At 61.0% G+C, this 22,959-nt stretch carries 35 protein-coding genes, 1 tRNA gene and 1 pseudogene; 29 read left to right on the forward strand and 8 right to left on the reverse strand.

All coding sequences use genetic code 11. From position 1 onward, the window contains the following. Positions 1-21: 21 nt before the first annotated feature. Together purC and CR917_RS08625 are read left to right on the forward strand one after the other, a co-directional pair. On the forward strand, positions 22-732 hold the full coding sequence (purC, locus tag CR917_RS08620; RefSeq protein ID WP_010223163.1) for a phosphoribosylaminoimidazolesuccinocarboxamide synthase: 711 nt from the start codon (positions 22-24) through the stop codon (positions 730-732). Between the two features lie 92 nt (positions 733-824). Continuing rightward, a tRNA-Ser gene (locus CR917_RS08625) sits at positions 825-914 on the forward strand. A gap of 119 nt (positions 915-1,033) precedes the next feature. Here the strand turns inward: CR917_RS08625 and CR917_RS28000 are convergent. Further along, positions 1,034-1,570: an HNH endonuclease signature motif containing protein gene (locus tag CR917_RS28000; RefSeq protein WP_104572129.1), complete on the reverse strand. Its 537-nt coding sequence runs from the start codon at positions 1,568-1,570 to the stop codon at positions 1,034-1,036. Between CR917_RS28000 and CR917_RS08635 the strand changes: the two genes are divergently transcribed. Continuing rightward, positions 1,569-2,546, forward strand: coding sequence for a site-specific integrase (locus CR917_RS08635; RefSeq protein ID WP_104572130.1), 978 nt, complete (start codon positions 1,569-1,571; stop codon positions 2,544-2,546). The genes CR917_RS28000 and CR917_RS08635 overlap by 2 nt on opposite strands. A gap of 2 nt (positions 2,547-2,548) precedes the next feature. Here CR917_RS08635 and CR917_RS08640 read toward each other — a convergent pair whose 3' ends face one another. From CR917_RS08640 to CR917_RS08675, 7 genes and pseudogenes are all read right to left on the reverse strand, one after another. Beyond that, a complete protein-coding gene (locus CR917_RS08640; RefSeq protein WP_078480030.1) occupies positions 2,549-2,797 on the reverse strand; it encodes an AlpA family transcriptional regulator in 249 nt (82 codons plus the stop codon). Next, positions 2,794-3,168, reverse strand: a complete 375-nt coding sequence (locus CR917_RS08645; RefSeq protein ID WP_104572131.1) for a hypothetical protein — start codon at positions 3,166-3,168, stop codon at positions 2,794-2,796. Before CR917_RS08645 ends, CR917_RS08640 begins: the two co-directional genes overlap by 4 nt. Before the next feature lie 359 nt (positions 3,169-3,527). Continuing rightward, positions 3,528-3,707, reverse strand: a pseudogene (gene csrA, locus CR917_RS27635) (carbon storage regulator CsrA); the annotation flags it as partial. A 54-nt stretch (positions 3,708-3,761) separates the two neighbouring features. Beyond that, on the reverse strand, positions 3,762-4,589 hold the full coding sequence (locus CR917_RS08660; RefSeq protein WP_104572134.1) for an SPFH domain-containing protein: 828 nt from the start codon (positions 4,587-4,589) through the stop codon (positions 3,762-3,764). Next, complete coding sequence (locus CR917_RS08665) at positions 4,586-4,834, reverse strand: hypothetical protein (protein WP_104572135.1); 249 nt, start codon at positions 4,832-4,834, stop codon at positions 4,586-4,588. Before CR917_RS08665 ends, CR917_RS08660 begins: the two co-directional genes overlap by 4 nt. Before the next feature lie 80 nt (positions 4,835-4,914). Further along, positions 4,915-5,301 carry a response regulator transcription factor gene (locus tag CR917_RS08670; protein WP_104572136.1) on the reverse strand — a complete coding sequence of 129 codons (387 nt, stop codon included), beginning with the start codon at positions 5,299-5,301 and terminating at the stop codon, positions 4,915-4,917. A 120-nt stretch (positions 5,302-5,421) separates the two neighbouring features. Continuing rightward, complete coding sequence (locus CR917_RS08675) at positions 5,422-6,186, reverse strand: XRE family transcriptional regulator (protein WP_371920430.1); 765 nt, start codon at positions 6,184-6,186, stop codon at positions 5,422-5,424. A 119-nt stretch (positions 6,187-6,305) separates the two neighbouring features. Between CR917_RS08675 and CR917_RS08680 the strand changes: the two genes are divergently transcribed. From CR917_RS08680 to CR917_RS08810, 26 genes are all read left to right on the forward strand, one after another. Then, complete coding sequence (locus CR917_RS08680) at positions 6,306-6,587, forward strand: YdaS family helix-turn-helix protein (RefSeq protein ID WP_256589771.1); 282 nt, start codon at positions 6,306-6,308, stop codon at positions 6,585-6,587. Next, positions 6,541-7,050: a hypothetical protein gene (locus CR917_RS08685; protein WP_256589638.1), complete on the forward strand. Its 510-nt coding sequence runs from the start codon at positions 6,541-6,543 to the stop codon at positions 7,048-7,050. Before CR917_RS08680 ends, CR917_RS08685 begins: the two co-directional genes overlap by 47 nt. Further along, positions 7,047-7,316 carry a hypothetical protein gene (locus CR917_RS08690; RefSeq protein WP_104572139.1) on the forward strand — a complete coding sequence of 90 codons (270 nt, stop codon included), beginning with the start codon at positions 7,047-7,049 and terminating at the stop codon, positions 7,314-7,316. Before CR917_RS08685 ends, CR917_RS08690 begins: the two co-directional genes overlap by 4 nt. Beyond that, complete coding sequence (locus CR917_RS08695) at positions 7,313-7,609, forward strand: hypothetical protein (protein ID WP_104572140.1); 297 nt, start codon at positions 7,313-7,315, stop codon at positions 7,607-7,609. The genes CR917_RS08690 and CR917_RS08695 overlap by 4 nt, the downstream gene beginning before the upstream one ends. After that, the gene (locus CR917_RS27640; protein ID WP_256589639.1) at positions 7,606-8,334 is read left to right on the forward strand and encodes a Rha family transcriptional regulator; all 729 of its coding nucleotides are present in this window, start codon (positions 7,606-7,608) and stop codon (positions 8,332-8,334) included. Before CR917_RS08695 ends, CR917_RS27640 begins: the two co-directional genes overlap by 4 nt. Continuing rightward, on the forward strand, positions 8,331-8,729 hold the full coding sequence (locus CR917_RS08705) for a hypothetical protein (RefSeq protein ID WP_104572141.1): 399 nt from the start codon (positions 8,331-8,333) through the stop codon (positions 8,727-8,729). The genes CR917_RS27640 and CR917_RS08705 overlap by 4 nt, the downstream gene beginning before the upstream one ends. Further along, complete coding sequence (locus tag CR917_RS08710) at positions 8,726-8,953, forward strand: hypothetical protein (protein WP_104572142.1); 228 nt, start codon at positions 8,726-8,728, stop codon at positions 8,951-8,953. The genes CR917_RS08705 and CR917_RS08710 overlap by 4 nt, the downstream gene beginning before the upstream one ends. Continuing rightward, on the forward strand, positions 8,950-9,708 hold the full coding sequence (locus CR917_RS08715) for a helix-turn-helix domain-containing protein (RefSeq protein ID WP_173925039.1): 759 nt from the start codon (positions 8,950-8,952) through the stop codon (positions 9,706-9,708). The genes CR917_RS08710 and CR917_RS08715 overlap by 4 nt, the downstream gene beginning before the upstream one ends. After that, positions 9,689-10,492, forward strand: coding sequence for an ATP-binding protein (locus CR917_RS08725; protein WP_104572143.1), 804 nt, complete (start codon positions 9,689-9,691; stop codon positions 10,490-10,492). The genes CR917_RS08715 and CR917_RS08725 overlap by 20 nt, the downstream gene beginning before the upstream one ends. Beyond that, positions 10,489-11,874 (forward strand): replicative DNA helicase, encoded by a 1,386-nt coding sequence (locus tag CR917_RS08730; RefSeq protein ID WP_104572144.1) that lies wholly within the window; start codon positions 10,489-10,491, stop codon positions 11,872-11,874. The genes CR917_RS08725 and CR917_RS08730 overlap by 4 nt, the downstream gene beginning before the upstream one ends. After that, positions 11,871-12,215, forward strand: a complete 345-nt coding sequence (locus CR917_RS08735) for a Lar family restriction alleviation protein (RefSeq protein WP_104572145.1) — start codon at positions 11,871-11,873, stop codon at positions 12,213-12,215. The genes CR917_RS08730 and CR917_RS08735 overlap by 4 nt, the downstream gene beginning before the upstream one ends. Beyond that, a complete protein-coding gene (locus CR917_RS08740; protein ID WP_104572146.1) occupies positions 12,212-13,546 on the forward strand; it encodes a site-specific integrase in 1,335 nt (444 codons plus the stop codon). Before CR917_RS08735 ends, CR917_RS08740 begins: the two co-directional genes overlap by 4 nt. Continuing rightward, positions 13,539-13,826, forward strand: a complete 288-nt coding sequence (locus tag CR917_RS08745; RefSeq protein WP_104572147.1) for a hypothetical protein — start codon at positions 13,539-13,541, stop codon at positions 13,824-13,826. Before CR917_RS08740 ends, CR917_RS08745 begins: the two co-directional genes overlap by 8 nt. Continuing rightward, entirely contained in the window at positions 13,823-14,212 is a 390-nt protein-coding gene (locus CR917_RS08750; protein ID WP_104572148.1) for an antiterminator Q family protein, read from the forward strand. The genes CR917_RS08745 and CR917_RS08750 overlap by 4 nt, the downstream gene beginning before the upstream one ends. Before the next feature lie 172 nt (positions 14,213-14,384). Beyond that, complete coding sequence (locus CR917_RS08755) at positions 14,385-14,750, forward strand: hypothetical protein (protein WP_104572149.1); 366 nt, start codon at positions 14,385-14,387, stop codon at positions 14,748-14,750. A gap of 601 nt (positions 14,751-15,351) precedes the next feature. Next, positions 15,352-15,660 carry a hypothetical protein gene (locus tag CR917_RS27265; RefSeq protein WP_158255583.1) on the forward strand — a complete coding sequence of 103 codons (309 nt, stop codon included), beginning with the start codon at positions 15,352-15,354 and terminating at the stop codon, positions 15,658-15,660. Between the two features lie 65 nt (positions 15,661-15,725). Continuing rightward, positions 15,726-16,055: a phage holin, lambda family gene (locus CR917_RS08770; RefSeq protein ID WP_104572152.1), complete on the forward strand. Its 330-nt coding sequence runs from the start codon at positions 15,726-15,728 to the stop codon at positions 16,053-16,055. A 60-nt stretch (positions 16,056-16,115) separates the two neighbouring features. Beyond that, entirely contained in the window at positions 16,116-16,409 is a 294-nt protein-coding gene (locus tag CR917_RS08775; protein ID WP_104572153.1) for a hypothetical protein, read from the forward strand. Continuing rightward, entirely contained in the window at positions 16,406-16,750 is a 345-nt protein-coding gene (locus tag CR917_RS27645; RefSeq protein WP_104572154.1) for a hypothetical protein, read from the forward strand. Before CR917_RS08775 ends, CR917_RS27645 begins: the two co-directional genes overlap by 4 nt. Beyond that, entirely contained in the window at positions 16,741-17,109 is a 369-nt protein-coding gene (locus CR917_RS08785) for an HNH endonuclease (protein ID WP_104572155.1), read from the forward strand. The genes CR917_RS27645 and CR917_RS08785 overlap by 10 nt, the downstream gene beginning before the upstream one ends. A gap of 135 nt (positions 17,110-17,244) precedes the next feature. Further along, complete coding sequence (locus tag CR917_RS08790; RefSeq protein WP_104572156.1) at positions 17,245-17,730, forward strand: phage terminase small subunit P27 family; 486 nt, start codon at positions 17,245-17,247, stop codon at positions 17,728-17,730. Beyond that, the gene (locus tag CR917_RS08795; protein WP_104572157.1) at positions 17,730-19,457 is read left to right on the forward strand and encodes a terminase large subunit; all 1,728 of its coding nucleotides are present in this window, start codon (positions 17,730-17,732) and stop codon (positions 19,455-19,457) included. The genes CR917_RS08790 and CR917_RS08795 overlap by 1 nt, the downstream gene beginning before the upstream one ends. A 10-nt stretch (positions 19,458-19,467) precedes the next feature. Further along, positions 19,468-19,632, forward strand: a complete 165-nt coding sequence (locus CR917_RS27390; protein ID WP_173925040.1) for a hypothetical protein — start codon at positions 19,468-19,470, stop codon at positions 19,630-19,632. Between the two features lie 52 nt (positions 19,633-19,684). After that, positions 19,685-20,959, forward strand: a complete 1,275-nt coding sequence (locus CR917_RS08800; RefSeq protein ID WP_256589641.1) for a phage portal protein — start codon at positions 19,685-19,687, stop codon at positions 20,957-20,959. Then, the gene (locus CR917_RS08805; protein WP_078480004.1) at positions 20,956-21,657 is read left to right on the forward strand and encodes an HK97 family phage prohead protease; all 702 of its coding nucleotides are present in this window, start codon (positions 20,956-20,958) and stop codon (positions 21,655-21,657) included. Before CR917_RS08800 ends, CR917_RS08805 begins: the two co-directional genes overlap by 4 nt. Positions 21,658-21,666: 9 nt before the next feature. Then, on the forward strand, positions 21,667-22,923 hold the full coding sequence (locus tag CR917_RS08810) for a phage major capsid protein (RefSeq protein ID WP_104572159.1): 1,257 nt from the start codon (positions 21,667-21,669) through the stop codon (positions 22,921-22,923). Positions 22,924-22,959 lie beyond the last annotated feature (36 nt).

A 22,959-nucleotide genomic window follows, 5' to 3' on the forward strand; every position in this document is an offset into this window, starting at 1 on the left:
ATTTAGCAAGCGGAGCCCATCATGGAAAAACGTGAAGAACTCTACCGCGGCAAAGCCAAGTCGGTGTACAAGACCGACGACGCCGACCGCTTGATCCTGCTGTTTCGCAACGACACCTCGGCGTTCGACGGCAAGCGTATCGAACAGCTCGACCGCAAGGGCATGGTGAACAACAAGTTCAACGCCTTCATCATGCAGAAGCTTGAAGAAGCCGGCATTCCAACCCAGTTCGACAAGCTGCTGGGCGACAACGAATGCCTGGTCAAGAAGCTCGACATGATTCCGGTCGAGTGCGTGGTGCGCAACTACGCAGCCGGCAGCCTGGTCAAACGTCTGGGCGTGGAGGAGGGCATCAAGCTGGAGCCGTCGACGTTCGAGCTGTTCCTCAAGAACGACGAGAAGGGCGACCCGTTCATCAACGAATCCCACGTGGTTGCGTTCGGCTGGGGCACAGCCGAGCAGCTGGTGAAAATGAAGGCGCTGTCGTTGAAGGTCAACGAAGTGCTGAGCAAGCTGTTCGACGACGCTGGTCTGCTGCTGGTGGACTTCAAGCTCGAGTTCGGCGTGTTCCATGGCGAGATCGTGCTGGGTGACGAGTTCAGCCCGGATGGTTGCCGCCTGTGGGACAAGGAAACCCGCAAGAAGATGGACAAGGACCGCTTCCGTCAGGGTCTGGGCGACGTGATCGAAGCCTACGAAGAAGTTGCCAAGCGTCTGGGCGTGCCGCTGTAAGCGCGTGACTGACGCAAGCGCCTGATACCACGCGAATTTTTTTCACAAGAAGCTTTGCGTTTGGGAAAACTGCTGGTATCATGCGCGCCACTGGAGAGATGCCGGAGTGGCCGAACGGGACGGATTCGAAATCCGTTGTACTGGCAACAGTACCTAGGGTTCAAATCCCTATCTCTCCGCCAAATACAAGGCCCCGAGCGCTTATAGCACTCGGGGCTTTTTGCATTTGGGGGAATTTTGGTGCAATCAAATTCCCCCAAGGTCCCCCAGCACTGCCTCTGCATACTCGCCATGATGGATATCACGAGCTATGGCGTAGGCAGCCTTTGCCTCTTCCAGGGTCGCAAACAGGCCTAGCTCGATCCTTTTGCCGTTCGCCCTGATCCTCGCTCGGTACTTGCCGCTGGCCTTGGAGATCCACTCCGCGCACGCCGGTCGCCGATGTAGACAGGGCGCCCACATTGCAAAGGTTCTGCGACCTACTGGCCTCGCGCAGATTCACGAACCGGTTATCGCCAGGACTCCGATTGATGTGATCGATATCGCCCTGGGGCCACTGTCCAGTCACGTACAGCCATGCCAGGCGGTGCGCTTGATAGCTGACCAGGTCGATACGGATTTCCACATAGCCAGACTTTTTCACCTTTCCGGCGACCGAGCCGAGCTTCACTTTCTGTTTGCGGACCGCCCACCTGAACTCTCCGGTTTCGCGGTCATATGTCAGCTGCTCACGTAATCTTTCTCGGGTCAGCAAGATGGTTCGAGCCTCTTGGCGGAAGTGGTCGACATATTTTACCGCTTGACGCTCCCCCGTGCTCCCCCATAAATTCGCGGCCATGGCCTACTACGAGAAACGCGGCGACGCCTGGCGCGCCCAGATCCGCCGCAAAGGATACCCAACCCTTTCCGCCACCTTCGACACCAAGGCAGAAGCCCAGCGCTGGGCTGCCGAAGTCGAGGGCGACATGTCGCGTGCGCGCTTTGTCGACATGCGCGAGGCCGAGAGCACCACGCTGGCCGAGGCGCTTGATCGCTATCTGTCAGAAGTGACATCGACCAAGAAGGGTGCCAAGCAGGAAAGCGTTCGTATCAAGAAGTGGAAGGACCACAAGCTGGCCACCAAGGGCCTGGCGGCTATCCGCTCCAGCGACATGGCCGCATACCGCGATGCTGAGCTGAAGGAAGGGAAGTCTTCGGCAACAGTCCGGCTCAACCTAGCGGTGATCAGCCACCTATACACGGTGGCCACCAAGGAATGGGGCATCGAAGGACTGACGAACCCGTGCCGGGCGATCCGGATGCCGAAGGGGAGCAAGGAGCGGGATAGGCGGCCTACGCCGGCGGAGCTCGCGGCTCTCTACAAGGCTGCAGGCCAGATGAACGCCCAGCTCCCTGTATTCATTGAGCTGGCGGTGGAGACGGCAATGCGTCGGTCGGAACTTCTACTGCTGCGCCGGGACCAGGTGCGCGGCAAGGTTGCCTACCTGGAGGACACGAAGAACGGCGAGCGTCGCGCTGTGCCACTGTCTTCTCGGGCGATTGCCTTACTTGAGGGGTTGCCCACGCCAATCGGTGGCGGTCGATATTTCAGCCTGGCGCTCAACACAATCAGTAACTACTTCCCCAGGGCCTGCGAGGCTGCTGGGATTGAAGGCCTACGCCTTCACGACCTGCGCCACGAGGCGACCAGTCGTTTCTTCGAGCGCGGCTTCACTATGATGGAAGTCGCGAGTATCACCGGCCATAAGACCCTCGCGATGCTCAAACGCTACACGCACCTCAGCCCACAGGACCTCGCCGAAAAGCTCGGCTGAGGTCAGGCAACCCGGAGAGACGGCGGTTCTTTCCGCTTCCGCCCCGGCTTCGTCTTCTGGTGCTCTCCATCCCTGAACTCGCGCAGGAACTTGCGCACGTCCTCTTTCAGCCAGCAATGCCGGTTACCCATCTTGAAGCTCTTGGGCAGCCATGGCACACCGCGGCGAATCCCTTCCCTGATCGACGCCTCGGTGCGGCCCAGCAGCTTGGCCAGACCTTCTACCGTCAGCACCTCGGTTTCTTCGCTCACTCTTTCCTCCCGACCTGACGCGTCAGGTTCTGGTTGTCACGTGAATCTGTCGCGTCAGCAGCCTGTAGATCGGCGATCACCGACTTGATCCCGGCCACATAGCTGCCTGGCCGGCCGACAGTCGCCCCAGAAAGGCGATCAATCACCACCCCGACCGGAGATCCCCTCAGGCAACCGACCAGGTCGATAGCCCAGCTGCGCCCCTCTAGAAACATGAAGCGATTGATCGGGCCGCTCGCCACAACTTCCGGGCGGGCGCCAACAGCGCTCGCGGAAGCGGTTTTCGCTGGCGGCCTGGCCGAAGCCCTGGACTGCACGGAATGAATGCGCCCGCGAGCTCGGCAGAGCGCCATATCAGCGAGCGTGCGCATTTCTGGCACCCTCCGTGTCGGCCACCACTCGCATGTGTAACTTGATGCCGCAGGCAGTGGCCAGGCGGGTCAAGTCACCAACGGTGGTGCTGCCTTCCTGCAGTGCTTGGCCGAGGCGAACCAGGCGCTGACCAAGATCGCCGATCTCACTACGCTGCCGGGCTGCTTGCTCATGCGTCGGCATGGCGTCCCCCTTGAGCGGCCTGGTAGCCCGCCAGGAACATCTCGTAGCGCGCACGAGTGGACACATCGACAAAGCTGCCGCGGCCTTTCGTCATGTACTCCTCGGGAAGGTCAGCGGGATTCAGCTTGATGAACAGGTCAACCGGATCGATGCTGACGGTGTCGCGGGCTGGGCGCGCAGGGCGTGCATCGCCCTGGGCTTGGATCTTGTCGTAGATCTCCTGGCGGTGGATGGCAACACCTGCTGGCGCCTCGATGCCGAGGCGTGCCTGCATGCCACTGATGCTCACCACTGTAACGATGATGTCGTCATTGATGCGGATGGTTTCGCCTGTGCGGCGGCTCAAAATCAACATGGTTCAACTCCCTGCTGAGTAGTGGGGTGGTCGACATAACCACCCCTTTGGGGCTTACTTGCCTACACCTATGAATGGGGTGGCCGTGCCACTGGTCATGTATACCGGCAGCTTCCCGTCCCACTTCTCGATCGCGTTGAGCTCAACCACACCAGGGTTCTTGCGCAGCGCCTCGCCCCGTATGTTCAGTGACTCGGCCTCACCCTGTGCGCGCAGTACCGCTGCGTCCTTCAGGCCCTTGGCCTCCTCGCGCGCCTTGTCAGCCTCGGCGATGACCTGGGCTACCTCGTTCTGGCGCTGAGCCGTCTTCTGTGTCGCCTCGATCTTCAGGTTCAGCGCGGCCACCACCTTCTCTGGCAGGCCGATCTCTCCGTTCAAGTACAGGCTCTCGACCACGATGCCGCGGCTATCGAAGTGGTCGCGCACCCGGGCTTCAACGTCCTTCAGGAATCGCTCCTTGTTTGGCCCGTAGATCTCTTCGGCGGTGAGCTTCGACGCGGTGTTGTTGAAAGCGGTGCGGATCACCTGCGGCACGTTGACCTGGACGATCTCGTCCATGGATTTGCGGTAGGTCTGGAACAGCAGCGGTGCTGATCCCGGCTTGGCGCGCAGGGTCATGCCGATCGGCGTGCTGATCTTCATGCCGTCCTTGTCCTGGAACGTCACTGCACCGATGTTGATGTTCTGGTTGAACGTCGGGAACAGGAAAAGCTCCTCGTTCCAGGTCAGCCACTTGTAGCCCACACTGGTTTCGGTGGGCGCCACGCCCTTATCACTGCCCATCAGATTAACTATCACGCCCGTGTAGCCAGCAGGGACCTTGGAGCAGCCTGCGGTGATAGCGAGCAGGCACAGCATTGCAGCAGCGGCGATCCGCTTCATAGGTTTTCCTCTTTGGTGGTTGCCGCAGGAGTGCGGCGTTTGGTGAAAAGGTGGTAGGCGCCGACGGCCGAGCCGATCAGCCAGACAGCGACAAGGGCGAATCCGATCAGCACCAGCTCGGTGGACTGACTGCTGATGAACGCCGGCGCAATGAAGCGCAGGACCGCCAGCGACACAGCCAGGTAGAGCAGGGCGCATACCAGGGAAATCGACAGATCAAGGGTTCTGATCGTGGGTTGCTTCATCACTTTCTCCAGGGCGAGCAAAGGCCCGCCGCGTTGTTGGCTTTCGCAAAAATCAGGGTTGGGTTAAGTCAGCGCGGGAGTCATGCCACCGCCGAGGCGCACTCGGCGCGCCGGTAGATTCTGGATGCAGCAAAGCTGCGCGCGCCTGGTCGGCGGATGCGAGTGAATTCTTCGGTGCTGGTGATTGACTGGCCGACAAGGACGGCGCATAGCGCGAGGATCGCCGGGGAGATCAGGCCGCGCTTGAATGCCTCGGCAACCAGAGCCGCGCGACGGGTCACACCGAGTTTCGTGGTCAGTGCTAGGAGGCGCTTGTCGATGGTGTCGGGGGCGACGCCCAGTTCACGGGCTGCTTCTTTCGAGGTGCGTCCGGCCGCGATCGCCATCAAGCATTGCAGCTCACGCGGAGCCGCGCCGCGGCCCAGAAAGCCGGTAAAGCCTGCGAAATCTATGGTCGATGCGGTCATGCCAGTAGCTCCATGCGGGGTGCGATGGAGCCAAATCTACAATTCGTAATTTGTAATTGCAAACATTATTTGTAATTTAGGTCGCTAAAAAAGCCGACGTGAGCCAGCCTGTCAAAGCGATTAGGCGAACATCCCCCACCAGAATACGTGACCTATGAGGGTGATCTGCTCAGCCTGAAGCTGTTGGAAGGTGTAGTCCTCGTCGGGATGGTCTTCGCGGTTGAAGCTCCGCAGTCGCAGCCCGGTCGGCAGTCGGTAAACCTGTTTGACGCGGAGCTGCCCGCCATGGCTTACAGCGTACATCTCTCCATCAACAATATCGGTGAGCTGATTTTTGCCCACGTTTACACCGACGATAGCTCCGTCACGAAGCACTGGGAACATACTGTTCCCGCTGACCGATACGCACTTAGCATTGGAGAACTGCACCCCATTGGCGCGAAGATCTTGCTTGGAGAATCGAAGCTTCGAGGTCGGACGCTCCTCGATTGCAAAACGCCCCGAGCCCGCCGACAGTTCAACCTCCTGCAGCAACGGTACATAAACCTCGTCATCGTCGAGTGGGGTGGATTCGTCCCATACCCGCATGTTTTCTAGGCCAGCGTTTTCACCAGAAGATTGTTCGGCTTCGATAGCGCCGAAGAAATCCGACAAATTCTTTGCGCTCATCAAGTCGCTCGCCCTCAGCAAAACGTGCGCCTGTATGCCAAGAGCGCTTGCAATGTCGCGGAATTTGCTCATGCGCGGTGTAGACCGCCCGGACTCCCATGCCTGCACCGACTGAGGAGTCACCAGCAATCGACGAGCAAGCTCCGACTGATTCAGCCCAAGGCGCTCGCGTTCTTCGGAAATAATTTGTGCGATGGTTTTTTTGCTCATGTCCATAGAGTACAAGCGTCCCTTGTAGGTGGCATTGCAAATTTCGTTTGTAAATTGGGATTTGCAGTTGTAGTCTCGGCAGCAATGCCATAAGTCCGCCGGGACCCCCAATGAGTATCGAAGCCATGGCCTGCGCTGCTGAAGCGCTTGGAAGCCAGACGAATCTAGCCAAGAAGCTTGGTTGCACACCTCAAAACGTTCAGCGCATGTGTGCGACTGGGCATGTTCCAGCCAAGCACGTCCTTCGGATTGAAGCTGCTTCTGGTGTTTCTCGGTATCGGCTTCGGCCTGACCTGTACCCGGAGCCACCGGCGACCTTGATGCAAAGCTTAGCCACGAGAAGCGTGCCCCAGCAGTCCGATGATCCTGCTGTGGATTCATCCAGTGCTTCGGAGCCATCACCATGAAGGCCTCGCCGCATCAGTTTTTGATGCCCAGCTAAATCGCGGGCAACAAAAAGCCCGCTTCGCAGGCGGGCTTCTTAACCAGCTCCTTGCAGGGAGCTTTCGTGAATCTTCGTCACTTGGAGACGATTTCATGCACCCGGAAAATACCACCAGCAATAGCACGCTGCAAGCCCCCCTAACAACGAGGGTTGATTTTCTCAGCACTCCGATCGACAACCGAGGCATTCAGCTCCTCAGTGTCACTGCTGGCGCCAATGCGGAGGATGCATTGCGCGCAGCAAGAACTCTCTCCTCAGGCCTAAGCCAGCTTTGCCAGCACATGCGTGACAGCTTGGATATGGGCGAGTTGGCCTATTGCGACGGCATGGCTGCGCTCTGCTTCCTGGGCGAGGCGGTCAGCGCTCTTGTCTGGTCTGCCGAGAAAAGCGTTGCTACTGCCAATGGGCGAGGGGGGGAGCAGTGAAAAGTCTCCCTGAAACCCTTAGCCACGAGTTCCGTGTTCACGGGCTTCATTCGGTGCTGGAGGCCGCCGGCGGAGTACCTGTCCATGAATCTCTCGATGCCGCGGCCGACTACCTGGAGGCGGTGGTCGGCGGGCTACATGGACTGATGCAGGAATCTTCCATTTCGCACCAGGCCACCCTGATTTTGTTCGCTGTAGAGAATGCGCTGGCGCTCGTCTACGCAGCTCATGCCGGCGTCGATCCTGATCAAGGAGGCTCCGTATGAGCCCAGAAATCGCTGATTCTCGCAACGTTGCAGTGGCTGTCGCGCACGATGCAATTGACCAGCTCGCCGCAGCGGTTGACACCATCAACCAGCTTGAGTCGCTTTTAAAGGCTGCGCGCCCCGGGGTAGACCGACACACGGATGCTGCTCGCCTCTTGGATCTTGGCGTCTACGCGGCGATGGACCAGGCCAATGGCTTCGACTGCATGCGGGAAGCCTTGCTGGAGCGCTTGGTCAGCTCCGCGCCACAAAAGCCGCCCGCGTCAAAGCGTGGTGCGGGAGGCGCCGTATGAACCTGGTCACCAGCAACAGCCCGACCATGTCTTCCCGCGAGATCTCCGATCTGACCGGGAAGCGTCACCCCGACGTGAAGCGGGATATTCAGGTCATGGCCCGAGACCTGAAAGAGGATGCGAGCAGTTTTGCTCGCATCTACCTCGATACCCTGAACCGCCAGCAGACCGAGTACCTGCTCGACCGCGAGCACACCGACTGTCTGCTGACCGGCTACAGCGCCGCGATGCGCATGGCCGTTATCAAGCGCTGGCGGGAGCTGGAGGGCCAGGCAGTTCAACCCATGACCCAGGCCGAGCTCATCGCGGCAAGTGCGAACCAGTTGGTGGCCATCGAGCGGCAGCAGGCCGCCCACCAAGTGGCGCTGGAGCGTGTCGAGAGCCGCACAGCCAGGCTCGAGCAGATTCGCTACCTCGATTCTGTGCCCAGCGGCTTCGAAACCATTACCACGATCCGTGACCGCATCAACCGCCGCCACGGCTTGCCGGCCTGGGTGGTGAATGCCGTCATGCGCGAGGTGACCGGTGCGCCGCTCCCGTTCGCCATGGTGCGCAGCAAGCACTCTGACGAGGGCGGGCAGCCGTTTGCCATCTGGCCCAAACCGGCCATCACCCAGCGTTTCGACCGGTTCGCCTCCGAATGCACCTACGAGACTGCGGAGCGCGCGACCCATCCAGAAATTTCCCAGGGTCGGTTCAAGATTCGCGCGAGGCACCAGTCATGAAGAAACCCACCAAGAAGCAACTCGAAGCACTGATCGTCGAGCTGTCGATCAAGCACCACCAGGCGGACCTGGTCGCGAAGCGTCGTCGTCAGGATCTGAACGTTGAGTACGCCTTCTATTTCCATGCGAGTGGAGAGATCGAGCCGGGCTTTCGAGGTATCCGCCCGTTTGACCCTCGCTATGCGGGCGTTGTGGCCTATACGGCCGATGCCTACGAGCGGCTGTTGCAGGCGAAACGGGCGCGCTATAGCGCCAAGCGACGGCTGGATGCCGCAGTCCGGCGCCTGATGATCCTGACCGGCTCCAGCTTTGACGTGCCGGAAGTGACCTCGATCCAGCGCCCGCTGTTGAGAACCGTCCGCCGAACCACGGCACACGGGGAGACTCTGCAATGAAACCGTATACCCCCCCCCAGGCGCTCCAGCAGAACGCTGGCGCCCCGATCATTGTCGGTCCCTGGCCGAGCTATTCCGCCTTCAGAAACTTGCCGGAGCGCGAGCGCTGGGTGCTGTACGGATCTGCCAAGGACTACCGCGCCTCGCTGGAGGCGCAGGGCCTGGCAATGGCCGAGAGCTACGACGCCTTCGTGCGCCGCGTCACAGAGGAGCTTGAGCTGTGAGCCAGGAGCGTATCCCACGCAAATTTCAGGGCGTTTGGATTCCAGCCTCTCTCTGGCTGGACCACTCTCTGTCGACAAACGAGAAGGTGATGCTGGTGGAGATCAGCAGCCTTGAAGATGAAGTACGTGGCTGCTACGCCACCAATGCGCACTTCGCCGCGTTCTTCGGGCTGTCGGTATCTCGGGTGTCCGAGATCATCAGCGGGCTCGCTGAGCGAGGCCTGATCAAGGTCGAGCAGATCCGTGAAGGTAAGCGCGTAATCGAGCGCCGAATTCGTCTCTTTAACCCCTTCGATAAACCGAAGACCCCTTCGGAAAACGCTGCGAACCCCTTCGGAAAAGACGGTGAACCCCCTTCGGAAAACACGCAGGGGAGTAATACATCTATGAGTAATACAAAGAGGGTTAACAACGTACGTGCATCGGGCGGGGAAACTGACGCTGAATTCGAACGGTTCTGGAAGCTTTACCCGAAGAAGAAAGGCCGCAAAGACGCCCTGAAGGCCTGGAATAAGCTCAGCCCCGAGCCTGCACTACAGGCCGCCATGATCACTGCCCTTGGTCAGCACTGCGTATCGCGTGACTGGACCAAGGACAGCGGTCAGTACATCCCTCTGGCTTCGACCTGGATCAACGGTGAGCGCTGGCACGACGTGCTCCAGCCCTCTGCTGGTGCCGGATCGGCCTACACCAATCTCCCGCAACACACCGACGACATGTACCCGGAGGTGCCTGATGGCGTTCCAAATTTCTGACCTTTTCCACCGCAAGCCGGCCATGCGCGTATTCGCCGGCCAGTGCCCAGTGCACGGCGCGGTCGACATGAGCGAGATCGAGCAACTGGACGGCTCCATGCTTGCCCGTGGCTGCAAGCGCTGCGCCTGGGAGGCGCTGAACACCGCTCCCCGCGAATCCGAGGCATTTGCCCAGGCATCGGCCCTGCGCAAGGCCGAACGCCTCATCAGCGCGCTCATGGGTGCCGGGATCACTTCGCGCTTTGCGGCCAGCACGTTCGATTCGTACCGCACTGGCGATGCTGGCCCGCAGGTCCAGGCGCTGGAGGTCTGCCGCGAGTATGCCGCCCGGCTCCCTGAAAACTATCGGGCTGGTCGCTCGCTGATCCTGACCGGCAACGTTGGTTGCGGGAAGACCCACCTCGGCAGTGCCATCGTGCGCGCCGCGGTGGGTGACGGTGCCCGTGCCTTGATCATGCCTGCCGGCGATATCGTGAGCATTGCCCGCGCCTCGATGGTGCCAGGCTCTGGTTACACCGATCGCGACGTGGTGATGCACCTGGGTGGCTTGGACCTGCTGGTGATCGATGAAGTCGGAGCCCAGCGGGGCAGTGAGTACGAGCTGGGCTTGCTGCACAGCATCATCGACCGCCGGTATCAGGCCGTGCTCCCGACGGTGCTGATCAGCAACTTGGATACTGCCGGCCTCAGGAGCTTCATCGGCGACCGCGCCATTGATCGTCTGCGGCAGGGCGGCGGCAAGGCTGTTGGCTTCACCTGGTCGTCGATGAGGGCCAGCGCATGAGGGAGATGTTCAGTATCGAGGCCGAGCATGGGGTGCTGGGCGCGATCATGATCGCCTCACTGCATCAGGACGCCGGGCTGGTAGAAGACATCGCCGGGCAGATGAGCTCTGGCGATTTCTACCATCCCGACAATGCCGCCCTGTTCGATGTGATCCAGGATTGCCTGGGGCAGGGCATGCCCGTGGACGCGGTGACCGTGGGGTCGATTCAGCGCTCACTGCCCAGCGGGCAGAACACGATGGCCTACGCCGCCGAGATCAGCAGCAGCGTGCCCTCGATGGCCAACTGGCGCACCTATGCCCGCATGGTCCGGGAATGGGGGGTAATTCGCCGGATCTTGGATATCGGCGGCCAGGTGCAAGGCATGGTCGAGGACGGCGCACCCGCCAGCGAAGTAATTGGTCAGGCGCAGCAGGCCATGGCCGACCTGAGAGACCTGCAGGGCGGGGAGGTCGAGTACAAGCACATGCGCGACGTGCTGCCGAAGGTCATCGACGCCATGCAGGATGTGCTCGACGACAAGGCCCCGCCGAAGCTCTCTACCGGGCTGGTCGATCTCGACAAGCTGATCGGCTATCTGCGACCCAAGAGCATGGTGGTAATCGCTGGCCGCCCTGGCAGCGGCAAGACGATGCTCGGCCTGCAGATCGTCCAGCACGTTGCCACTCGGGGCCGTGGGGTGGGGCTGGTAGTGAGCTTGGAAATGTCAGAGGAGGAGCTGACGGTGCGCACCATTGCCTCGTTGGGCGGCGTGGACCTGCGCCGCATGGAGGAAGTGAAAGAGCTCAGCGGCGAGGAGTGGGGTCGGATCACCGTGGCCTCCGGCCAGATAAAAGAGGCCGACCTGTACCTGAATGATACCCCTGGGTTGACGGCTTCCGGCATCCGATCTGCTGCCCGCAAGCTTCAGCGGGACCACGGACTGGATATCCTCATGGTCGATTATCTTGGTCTGGTGGCCAGTGATGGGCATGCATCCACGCGCGCCGAGGCCGTGGGCAAGATCTCTATCGCCATGAAGAACCTGGCCAAGGAGCTCGGCATTCCACTGCTGGTGCTGGCGCAGCTGAACCGCAACCCGGCCAGCCGGCCCGGCAAGAAACCCCAGGCCAGCGACCTGCGCGACTCCGGCCAGATCGAGCAGGATGCGGACGCGGTGCTGCTGGTGCACCACGATCCCGAGTCGGAGGCCGGCGAGCAGGGCATCACCGAGATCATCCTCGACAAGGGCAGGCAGGCACCACCAGGGTCCTGCCTTGTGCAGCGCCAGGGGCAGTACGCCCGATTTGCCAACTTCGCCGGGCGCAGCATGCCCAGTGACGATGAGGTCGAGATGGGCAGGGGCAGCTATGCCAGCCGCTACAAGGGGGCCGGCCTGTGAGCGAGCCAATCAAGCTGGCGCCCTGTCCGTTCTGCGAGGGCCCGCCCTGCGTGGAAGCCCGCGATGAGCACGGAAACGAAATTGGCGAAGGCCACCACTTCGATGCCGGCGACGATCGTCCGTGCTTCTCGGCGCACGTCTGGTGCCACGATTGCGGCGCTCAGGGCCCGAACATCGACACCTTGTCCCTGGGCATGTTCGAACATCTGTATGACATGCAGGTGGCGGATGTGATGCGCATCGCCGTGGAGAGCTGGAACAACCGCCACGCGAAGGCCAGGGCCTGCTACGACGCCGGCGACCAGAAGGGGCTGAATCTATGGCCCAGGAGGGACGCATGAGCGACGCGAAGACCCTGACCGTCACCATCAGTGACGCCGAGATCCGCCGGCAAGCCGCTGGCGAGGTGTTCCAGCTGCGCGACCCGCGGCACCGGGAGCTGCGGTTCCGGTTCTCGACCGTGGATCGCTCCAGGGGCGCCTGGCATGTCGTCGTGAGCGGGCGCTGGGGTAAGGCTGGCAGCTTCCCTGGTATCAACACCAAGACCATGCTGGCCACGCTGCCGGAGATCCTGGCCCGCCGCGCGGCTGATGCGAAGGCGCGGTCCACCACCAGCAGCTGGAGCACCGTTGGCGACGTGCTTGAGTGGTATCAGGACCGCATGAGCCGGGACCGGGGCCTGTCCGCCAAACGCAAGGCCAGCGCCAAGTCGGCGCTGTCCCGCCACCTGCTGCCGCGCCTCGCCGACCTGGTGCTGGGCGAGGTCAGCAAGCAGGTGATTGACCAGCGCCTGATGTGGCCGTTGCAGGAGCGCTATGCCTTGTCATTCGTGCGGTCGGTCTATGGCGTTCTGGCCGTGGCATTTCGTCAGGCTCTGCGCCTGGACATGCTGGCGGCCAACCCGATGGGTGCGCTGAAGTTCACCGACTTCGTACGCACCAGGATCAGACCACGGTCAGCCCGCCTACGTGGCGACGACCTGCCCGCGCTGCTGGTGGTGCTGGGAGAGCGGTTTGACCAGCAGCCCGCTGGCTCCATGTTGGCGCTGATGATGCTGTGCCACGGATCTCGGCTGGGTGAGACCCGGCTGGCGCGCTGGCGCAACATCAACTTGGAGAGCGGGCACTGGTTCATCCCCGCCGGCGACACGAAGACCAAGGCCGAGCACACGCTGCCGCTGACCGCCCAGGCATGCGGACTGCTGCGGCGGTACCGGGCTGGCCAGGCGGCAAGGGGGTACACCGGCCCGCTGCTGTTTCCTGGCAGCGCCGGCTCGGCACTGAGCCCGAGCAAGGCCAGCGCCCTGTTCACCGATCTGGCTAAGGGGGAATGGTCGAGCCATGACCTGCGCAAGGTCGCCCGCACGGCCTGGACTGACCTGGGGGTGGATTACATGGTCGGCGAACTGCTGTTGAACCACGCCATGAAGGACCTTGACGCCACCTACATCCACACCACCGCCGAGGGGCTGAAACGCCGTGCACTGGAGGCATGGCACCAGCACCTGGATCGGCAGGGATTTGCCGCGATTCATACCGAGACATTGTTGGGACAGGAAAACAACGTCTGCGCACCCGAAGCCTTGATTGGCGGGGCGTATAGCGCAATCACGCATCCATCCCAAGGGAGGATGCAAATTCACGAAGACAAGCCAGGAGATGGCCATGAATAACGTCACAGCGGCCATGCCGCGCAAGAGCCTGACCCCGGTAGAGCGGGAGTTCCTGAAGAAGGGCAATCGCCTGCTGCTGGACCAAACCAATGGCCGCATCGCCTCGGCGGCGCTGATGGATATCGTCGCTGACTGGCACGCCTCTCGCGCCAATCAGGGTTTCGAGCAATTCGCCAAGGCCTGGATCATCCAGGGCGGCGCCAAGAACAAGCATGCCTTCAAGCTCCTCTGCGAGCTGTTCGGCCTGGACACTGACCCGACGCCCCGGAGGGCTGCATGAAGAAACGTACCTACGTGGACAAGCCGCTGGGCGATACCGAGTACTTGCTGGAGCAATGGGGGTGGTGGCGACTGAGCGAGATGGGGGTGCCGCGATACGTTTCGCCGCTGTACGCCCTGATGCGAGACAACGTTCCGTCCGAGGGAGGCAGTAGGCAGTACGTGATCACCGATGACCTGGCGCTGATCATCGATGGTGCCGTCGCACGCCTGACGAAGCGCAATCAGCAGATGGGTGACTTCGTATGGTTTTACTTCGGCGCCAAGCAACCCGCGATGCGGGTAGGCAGCGGCGCGGGGATGTCCGAGCGCAAGGCGCGGGAGATCATCAAGGCGGGAGTAGCCTGGATCGATTGTGCGCTCGAGGAGATTCGAGAGGCAGCGTAAAAAGTTCTATGCGGGCGGATAAACACCTGTTTTCATAGCAGCGTGTCCAGCTTGCAACAACGCGACACAGAGAAACCCCGGCCATTGTGTCGGGGTTTTTGTTTTTGGTCCTTGAATGCCGAAACAGGGCTGCTAAAGTCAGCGTCCTTTTTCCAAGCCTGAGAGGGATCTTATGCGCCAGATTTTTGCCAAGACGTTCGGCGGACTGGCACCTAGCTACTACATACGTCAGCTCATTTTTGGATCGTTGTTTGCGATTCTGATTCTATCGGTCGCTGCCAATAGCCCAAGCGGTCTTATGGGCAAGCCGGGGTTGATTGTGATGGCGATAGTTTGCACGCTGCTCTACCCATATTCTCGATTCGTATACGAGAGCGTGGTTGGTTACGTCATGGGCGGCAATGTGTTTTTTGTAAATGCCCTTCTTATGCTGATGGTGAAAGTCTTCACGATGGCCATGTGCTGGTCGTTTGCAATTTTCGTCGCACCGGTTGGTCTCGCCTATCTTTACTGGCATCACAGCAGGCAAGTTTCCTGAGCCTTCAAGCCCAGCCATCGCGCTGGGCTTTTCGATTATGCGGCTCGCAAGCGGCACGACATAGACGAACCCCAGCCTACAAGTCGGGGTTTTTTGTTATCGAGGGGCTCACTCTCACGTCTGAGATGCCGAGCTCTTTCGCCAGCTGAATGTGATCCAGAGCTGAGGTGCGAGGCAGATCGACGCGCAAAACCTGGTCCTCATAGGACATGTGGAGCGTGATGAGTGCGAGCAAAGCATCATCGAGCGATAGGGTGTCAGTTGATGCCTCGCAGCACCACCATCGCTCCTTTCCCCTCAGGAAATAGTCAATTCTGAATCTCATCACGATTCCTATATATGTCGGCCTGGGCTGGAGTCTAGGCAATGCCGGGGATCTTGGCTGTGTCGGCCGTCCCGTTTTATGCAGATGACACGCCCAGGCAGCTGGGCTAAGTCGGTAGTGGCATCGATCAAAGCCGTGCGCTCCCTGATCGGTTACGCGATGAGAGGCTGGGGTACGTGACCCAGCGATCCAGCCCATCAAGCCGGGTAAGCACCGGCCCTCTGCACCCATTCGAGCCTCGGCATTTGCCGGGGCTTTTTCATATCTGGAGGTCGCATGGAGAAGCTAGAGCTCGATGTTGAGGTTGAGGGCGCCGCTGACTTCCTGCGCCCTCTGGCAAAAGCACTCAAGTCACTTGAAAAGTTTCCCGAGCTGCCGTTGCAGGTCTTTCGTGACCTTGTCGCCCACAGCCTTCATGAGCTTTCCGTAAGTCTCGACAGCGCCGCATTTGCCGCAGGTGATCTTCGAGTTGTCGTTCGGCCTGGCCGGAACCTCGAACTTGTCACTGCCGCACTTGGCGCACTTGAGGTGTACCTTCATCGTTTTTCGCTCCTTGAAACGTCCTGTGTGGAAACTCGACGATAGCACGGGGCCACTGCCCGCCTTGAGCGGGCTTTTTATTCACAGCTCCCCGAAAGGGAGGAACCCGGATGTCCAGCATGCCCGACAAACCAGACACCTGGCTGCTTGTGCTCGCCTGGCTGAGCCAGCACGCCCCAACAATCTATGCAGGTGCGCTGTCGTTCGTCGTCGGCGCGCTGCGGATCATCTACGGCGGCGGTACACGACGACAGGCGCTGCTCGAAGCCTCGTTGTGCACGCTGATCACCATTGGCCTTATCCCGCTGCTCGAGTACTTCGGTCTGCCGCAGAACTTTGCCACGGCTGCCGGCGTATTCATCGGCTTCCTGGGTGTGAAGAAGATCGCCGACCTGGCTGATCGGTTTGCTGAGTTCAAGTTGCCACGGCGCTCAAGCTGATGGCCTGCAGCGGATGCGCCGCCCGGCGCGCCTGGATCAACAAATGGAAGAAGGTGGCTTATGAGCGAGCTAAGCAAATCATTGTCGGTGGCGACGATCGTGCCGGCAGAAAAGAACAATCCAGGCAGCCCTCACCTCGTAATGGGGACCAAGGTTCTGCTGAGTGACGGTAGCGAGCTGGACGGCGTGCTAAGCGTTGAGCTGAAGGCGTCAGTCGAGAATGGTGCTTGGCATGCGGTGATCACCGTCTTGCCTCGCGAGATTCCCGTGGTGTCAGCAGAAGCCCAGGTGGTTGAGGTGGATATCTCCAGCCTCAAGGACAAGACCCGCTGTTATGCGAAGGTGGCGTCATGAGCATTACCGACCAGATCGAGAGTCTGAGCCCGAAGAAGGGCGACCTGCTGGTGATCAGCGTGCCGTTTCCTCTGAAGGCGGAAGTACGCGAGAAGCTGGCAGGGGTCCTGAAGGGCACGACCGATCGCCTGGACTGTGAACTGCTTGTACTTGAGGCGGGTATCACCGCTCAACTGCAGCCTGGCGTGAGCGACTTGCTGACCGAGCAGAAGAAACAGACCGCGCTGCTCGAGCAGATCGCAACACAGAACCTGGCACTGATCGAGGCGCTGAGTGATGACCAGGCCGCAGGCGCCGATGCGGTACCGCTGACCTACCTGAGTGGCGCCCCGTGCCGCTGAGGCCGCAGCGCCCCTGCCGCGCCCAAGGTTGCCGAGCACTGCACCGCAATGCCAGCGGCTACTGTGAGGGCCATGCTGAGCTGGCTGCCGAGCAGGCCAAGTCCTGGGCGACTCGCAAGGGGTCAGGGCGTGGTGGTCGACCATGGCGGCGCAAGCGTGAGCGAATCCTGAAGCGAGATCAGTACCTCTGTCGGTGCGACGACTGCGCACAGCTTGGGCGCATCCGCGAAGCGCATGAGGTGGATCACATCATTGCCCTGGCCCACGGCGGCACCGACGATGACGACAACCTTCGGGCGATCAACCGCGACTGCCACAAGACCAAGACGCAGCGGGAGTCGAAAACGGTCAAAAAATGATCGAAAACGACGAAAATGAGAAGAAATCTCGTTGACGGGGAGGGGGAGGGTCAAAAGTCCAGGCCCTTTCGCTCGGACACCGCACCCTCAGTCTTTTTTTCACACCCGCGAAATTAAAAATTCAGGAGTTGCGCGATGGGAGGCCCCGCCACGGTCGCCGGCCGTGGTCGCAAACCCAAGCCGACGGCCAAGAAACAGCTCGCCGGTAACCCCGGCAAACGGGCACTGAACAAGGCCGAACCCGAGTTCACCCGCATCACTGATGTCGATCCGCCGGAGTGGCTGAGCGAGCGCGCAGCTGTCGTGTGGCGGATGCTCGTGCCGGAGCTACTGCGCGAAAACGTCCTTGCGCTGACCGACCTGCACAACGTTGAAGCCTTTTGCACGGCCTACAGCAACTGGCGACTGGCTCAGGATTCTGTCGATCAGTTCGGCATCGTCGTAGAGTCGGCTCAGGGCAGCCCCATAAAAAACCCGGCTTTGACCGCGGCCAACGAAGCAATGCGCCAGATGGTCACTTTCGGCTCGATGCTGGGCCTGGACCCCGCCAGCCGCACGCGGATCATCGGCGGCAATAAGCAGAAATCCACCAACGAGTTTGCAGCCCTACTGAGTTCCTGATGGCCAGAGCCAAGTACACGAACGTCGACAAGGCAATGGTGTGGGCGAGGTCCGTCCTCAAAGGAAAGTTTCCTGCTTGCCTCTTCATCCACCAAGCGATCGAGCGGCACTTCGAGGATGTGGCGGCCAGCCGTTCGAAGAACTATCCGTACAAATTCGATCCGGCCAAGGCTGAGAAGAAACTGCGGCTGATGCAGCTGCTGCCCCACACAAAGGGCGAGTGGGCGTTCAAGCGACAGCTGATCACCCTGGAGCCCTGGCAACTATTCGGACTGGCCTGCACCTTCGGCTGGGTCCGGAAGAAGGGCGGGTATCGGCGCTTCCGTGAAAGCTATTGGGAAGTGCCGCGCAAGAACGGTAAGTCGGTGATCGCTGCCGGCGTCGGCATTAGCATGTTCGTTGCCGACAATGAGTTCGGTGCTGAGGTCTACTCCGGCGCGACGACCGAGGTGCAGGCTTGGGAGGTATTCCGGCCTGCTCGACTGATGGTCAGTCGCTCGCCCATGCTTATTGAGGCTGCGGGAATCGAGGTAAACGCCTCGAATATGAACATCCCGTCCAACGGAAGCCGCTTCGAGCCGCTGATCGGCAATCCTGGTGATGGAGCTTCTCCTTCGTGTGCGATTGTCGACGAGTACCACGAGCACGCCACTGCTGCTCAGTACGACACGATGATCACCGGCATGGGCGCCCGCAGGCAGCCGTTGATGTTCATCATCACCACCGCCGGTGCGGACATTGAGGGCCCGTGCTACGACAAGCGCCGCCAGGTCATCGAGATGCTGAACGGCACCGTTCCTGACGAGGAGCTGTTCGGCTACATCTGGACGCTCGACGAGGGCGACGACTGGACTGACCCGAAGAACCTGGCCAAGGCCAATCCCTGCATGGGGGTGTCGGTGTTCCAGGAGTACCTGGAAAGCCAGTTGGCCAGGGGCATCCGCTCGGCGCGCTTCACCAATACCTTCAAGACCAAGCACCTGAACCTGTGGGTGACCGCGAAATCTGGCTTTTTCAACATGCAGAGCTGGAAGGCTTGCGAGGACAAGACGCTCTCTCTCGAGCAGTTCGAAGGGCAGGAGTGGATTGCTGGATTCGACCTGGCGCGCAAGCTGGACATGAACTCCCGGGCCAGGCTGTTTTGGCGAGAGATCGACGGGAAGATCCACTACTACAGCGTCGGGCCAGCGTTCTGGGTGCCGGAAGACACCGCCAATGATGTGGACAACAAGCGCATGACTGAGCGCTTCCAGGCATGGGTCAACACCGGCCACCTGCACACGACACCCGGCGCCGAAGTGGATTACCGGGAAATACTCGAGGACACCAAGGAAGCCAACAAGCTCGCGCCGATCTCAGAGAGCCCGATTGACCCACACGGGGCGACGGGTCTCAGTCACGACCTGGACGACGAAGGACTCAACCCGGTCACCGTCACCCAGAACTACACCAACATGTCCGACCCCATGAAGGAGCTGGAAGCGGCGATCGAGGCGGGCCGGTTCCACCACGACGGCAATCCGATCATGACCTGGTGTATCGGCAACGTGATCGGCAAGAACCTGCCCGGTAACGACGACGTAGTGCGCCCGATTAAGCAGGGCGAAGACAACAAGATTGACGGCGCTGTTGCGCTGATCATGGCTATCGGGTCGGTGCTGCGGTTGGTGGCCGAGGGCTCCGGCGGCTTCGACAACTTCTTCGCCAATCCCATCGTGCTTGGCTGACAGGAAACCTATGAAAACTGGCCTCATCATCTTTCTGGCACTCGCCGCCGGCGGCTTGCTGCTGGGCATCGCGGGTGTGTATGTACTGGCGGGCCTGGGCTATAGCCTTTTGGCTGCAGCCTTCGCCTGCCTCGCCGCTGCCGGATTCGTCCGCAAGGGGTTGACCAGTGGCTAAATCTCTCACCCAGGTGCTGGGGCAAGCGCTGTTCAAATCCGCCGAACCGGGCATGGCTTCCAGCGTGGCAGGCTGGGCCGGCAGGCGAATTGGCCTCACCGATTCCACTTTCTGGAGCAAGTTCTACGGCACCGACTCGGCGTCGGGTAAGGTTGTCAGCCAGCAGACAGCCCTGCAGCTGTCGACGGTGTGGGCTTGCGTGAGGCTCATCGCCGAGACAATTGCCACACTGCCGATCGCGCTCTACGAAGACAAGAACGGCGCGCCTGTAGTGGCCAGCTCTCACCCGGTCAACTTCGTGATCAGCCAGCAGCCCAACGCCGACCAGACGCCGGTGGAGTTCTGGGAAAACGTTATGGCCAGCCTGCTGCTGCAGGGAAATTCTTTCTGCGAGCCGCACATGAGCGGCAGGTCACTGACCAGCCTGGAGTTCCTGCTCCCGCAGAACATGTCGCCGCCGCGCCGCCTGGCAGATGGCCGTATCGAATACCGATACACGGACAGCTTCGGCAAACCGCACACACTCACCGATGAGCAGATGGTCCACGTCAGGGCGTTCGGAACCGACCCGCTGTGCGGTCTTTCGCCCCTGTCCTATGGGCGCCAGGTGCTGGGATCGGCGATGGCCGCGGATGAGTCGGCGGCCAAGATGTTCGCCAATGGGATGAAGCTCGGCGGGGTGCTTTCAACCGACCAGATCCTCAACCCGAAACAGCGCGGCGAGCTGCGCGACGACATGGTCAAGCAGTACGAGGGCGTGACCAATGCCGGCAAGACCATGCTGCTCGAGGCGGGCATGAAGTACCAGTCGGTGTCGATGACGCCGGAAGATGCACAGATGCTCCAGACCCGGGCTTTCAACGTCGAGGAGATTTGCCGCTGGTTCCGAGTGCCGCCATGGATGGTCGGGCACACGCAGAACTCCACCAGTTGGGGCACCGGCATGGAGCAGCAGATGATCGGCTTCCTATCCTTCACCCTGCTGCCCTGGATCAAGCGCATCGAGATGTGCGCCAACCGGCGCCTGCTGCGCCCAGATGAGCGCCGCCGCTTCTACGTGAAGTTCAACCCGGAAGGCCTGCTGCGCATGGACAGCGCGGCGCGGGCGGCTTTCTACAGCTCGATGACCCAGAACGGCATCTACACCCGGGACGACTGCCGGCGCAAAGAGAACCTGCCGCCTGAAGGTGGTAACGCCGCGAAGCTCACCGTGCAATCCAACATGCTGCCGATCGACAAGTTGGGCGAAGACCCCGGCGGTGCCAACCAGGCCAAGTCGGCGCTGCTCGACTGGCTCAACGACCAGCCAAGAGGTAACACCCCATGAGGCACAAGGATCGGCAGGCGGCGGTCAAGTACCGCTCCTTCGACTATGACGTGAAGGCTGTCGGTGACGACGGCCTTTTTTCTGGCTACGGATCTGTGTTTGGCGTGGTCGACAGCTACAACGAAGTGGTGGCACCTGGCGCATTCCTGGAGTCAATCGAGGACGCCAAGGCCAAGGGGCGCACCTTCCCCGTGCTCTGGCAGCACCGTACAGGCGAGCCGATCGGCAGCTGGGATATCGCCAGCCTGAAAGAAGACGAGCGAGGTCTGTTCGGCTCTGGCGAGCTCTGGCTGGAAGACGCGCCCTATGCGCGCATTGCCTACCGAGGTATGCAAACCCGCTCCATCACCGGCCTGTCCATCGGCTACTACGTTCGCGAGTCCACCTTCGATGAGAAGACCCGTATTCGCACGCTGACCAAGCTGGACCTGATCGAGATCTCCATCGTCACCGTGCCAGCGAACGATGAAGCACGAACCGACACCATCAAATCGAAGCTTGCCCACGGCGGCCTGCCTTCGATGCCCGAGTTTGAGTTGCTCCTGCGCGAGGCAGGCTTCTCGAAAACCCAGTCGGCGGTTATTGCCAACCGCGGGCTGCAGCACCTGCTCCGGAGCGAGTCCGCGGGCGACCTGGCAGAAATCGAAATCGTCGAGGCGCTGAAGTCGCGCCCGGCACTGTCTCTCCCATCGTTTTGAGGATTCACCATGCATAACGCCATGAGCAACCAGGCTCGCGCCGAACACCGCCAGTTCCAGCGCAAGGAACACGCCGACGACAAGATCCAGCTGAAGGCGGTCAATGAACTGCTCGACCAGCGCGACCAGGAAATCAAGGTATTCGCCACCAAGGCGGCTGCTGAGATCAAAGAGCACGGCACCATCCTGACCGAAACCAAGACCGTGCTGGATGGTTTGGTAAAAGACGGCCTGGGCCTGCAGGACCGCCTGCAGGAGATCGAGCAGAAGCTCGCCCGCCGGTTCGCTGCCAATGACCCGGTTGAGTCGAAGTCGGTCGGTGAGGAGCTGTCCGAGTCCGAGGACTTCCAGTCCCTGCAAACCCGAGGTCGTGGCATTGCGCGTATCGGCCGCAAGGCTGTGACCAACATCACCAGTGCCACTACCGGTACCGGTGGTGTCGGCGCAGGCATCCAGCCTACCCGGGTGCCTGGAATCGTGGTGGGGCCTGAGCGCGAATTCACTATCCGCGATCTGATCATGCCTGGCCGTACCTCTTCGAACTCCGTCGAGTATGTACGTGAAAGTGGCTTCCAGAACATGGCCGCGGCGCAGGCCGGCGAAGGTGCCGCCAAGGCACAGTCCGACCTGTCCTTCGAGCTCAAGGACACCCCGGTGCGCACCATCGCCCACTGGTTCCGAGCCTCCAAGCAGGTGCTGTCCGATATCCCGCTGCTGCAAAGCTATATCAACGGCCGCGCGATCTACGGCCTGAAATACAAGGAAGAAGAACAGATCCTGGCGGGCGACGGTACCGGCCAGAACCTGCTCGGCCTGATCCCTCAAGCCACGGCCTTCAACGATGCGCTGCGCAAAACTGGCGACACCAAGATCGATACGCTGCGCCGCGCGATCTTGCAGGTCCGCGTCGCCGAATACCGCGCCTCGGCCATCGCGCTGAACCCGGTGGACTGGGCAGATATCGAGCTGACCAAGGATGCCAACGGCTCCTACATCTGGGTCAACGTCCAAGAGGGCGGCGTCCAGCGCCTGTGGAAGCTGCCGGTGGTGGACAGCAACGCTGTACCTGAAGGCGAGTTCCTGGTCGGTGCGATGAACATCGCGGCCCAGGTGTTTGACCGTGAGGAGGCGGCCGTCGAGATCTCCACCGAGGATGGCGACAACTTCCGCACCAACATGGTCACCATTCGGGCCGAAGAGCGTCTGGCGCTGGCGGTGTACCGCGAAGAGTCGTTCGTTCACGGCGAGTTCGACACCACCCCTTAATCAGCCCAGGAGCGCGCCCGGGGAACCGGGCGTGAC

The sequence above is a fragment of the Pseudomonas sp. BRM28 genome, assembly GCF_002939405.1.
Lineage (GTDB): Bacteria > Pseudomonadota > Gammaproteobacteria > Pseudomonadales > Pseudomonadaceae > Aquipseudomonas > Aquipseudomonas palmensis.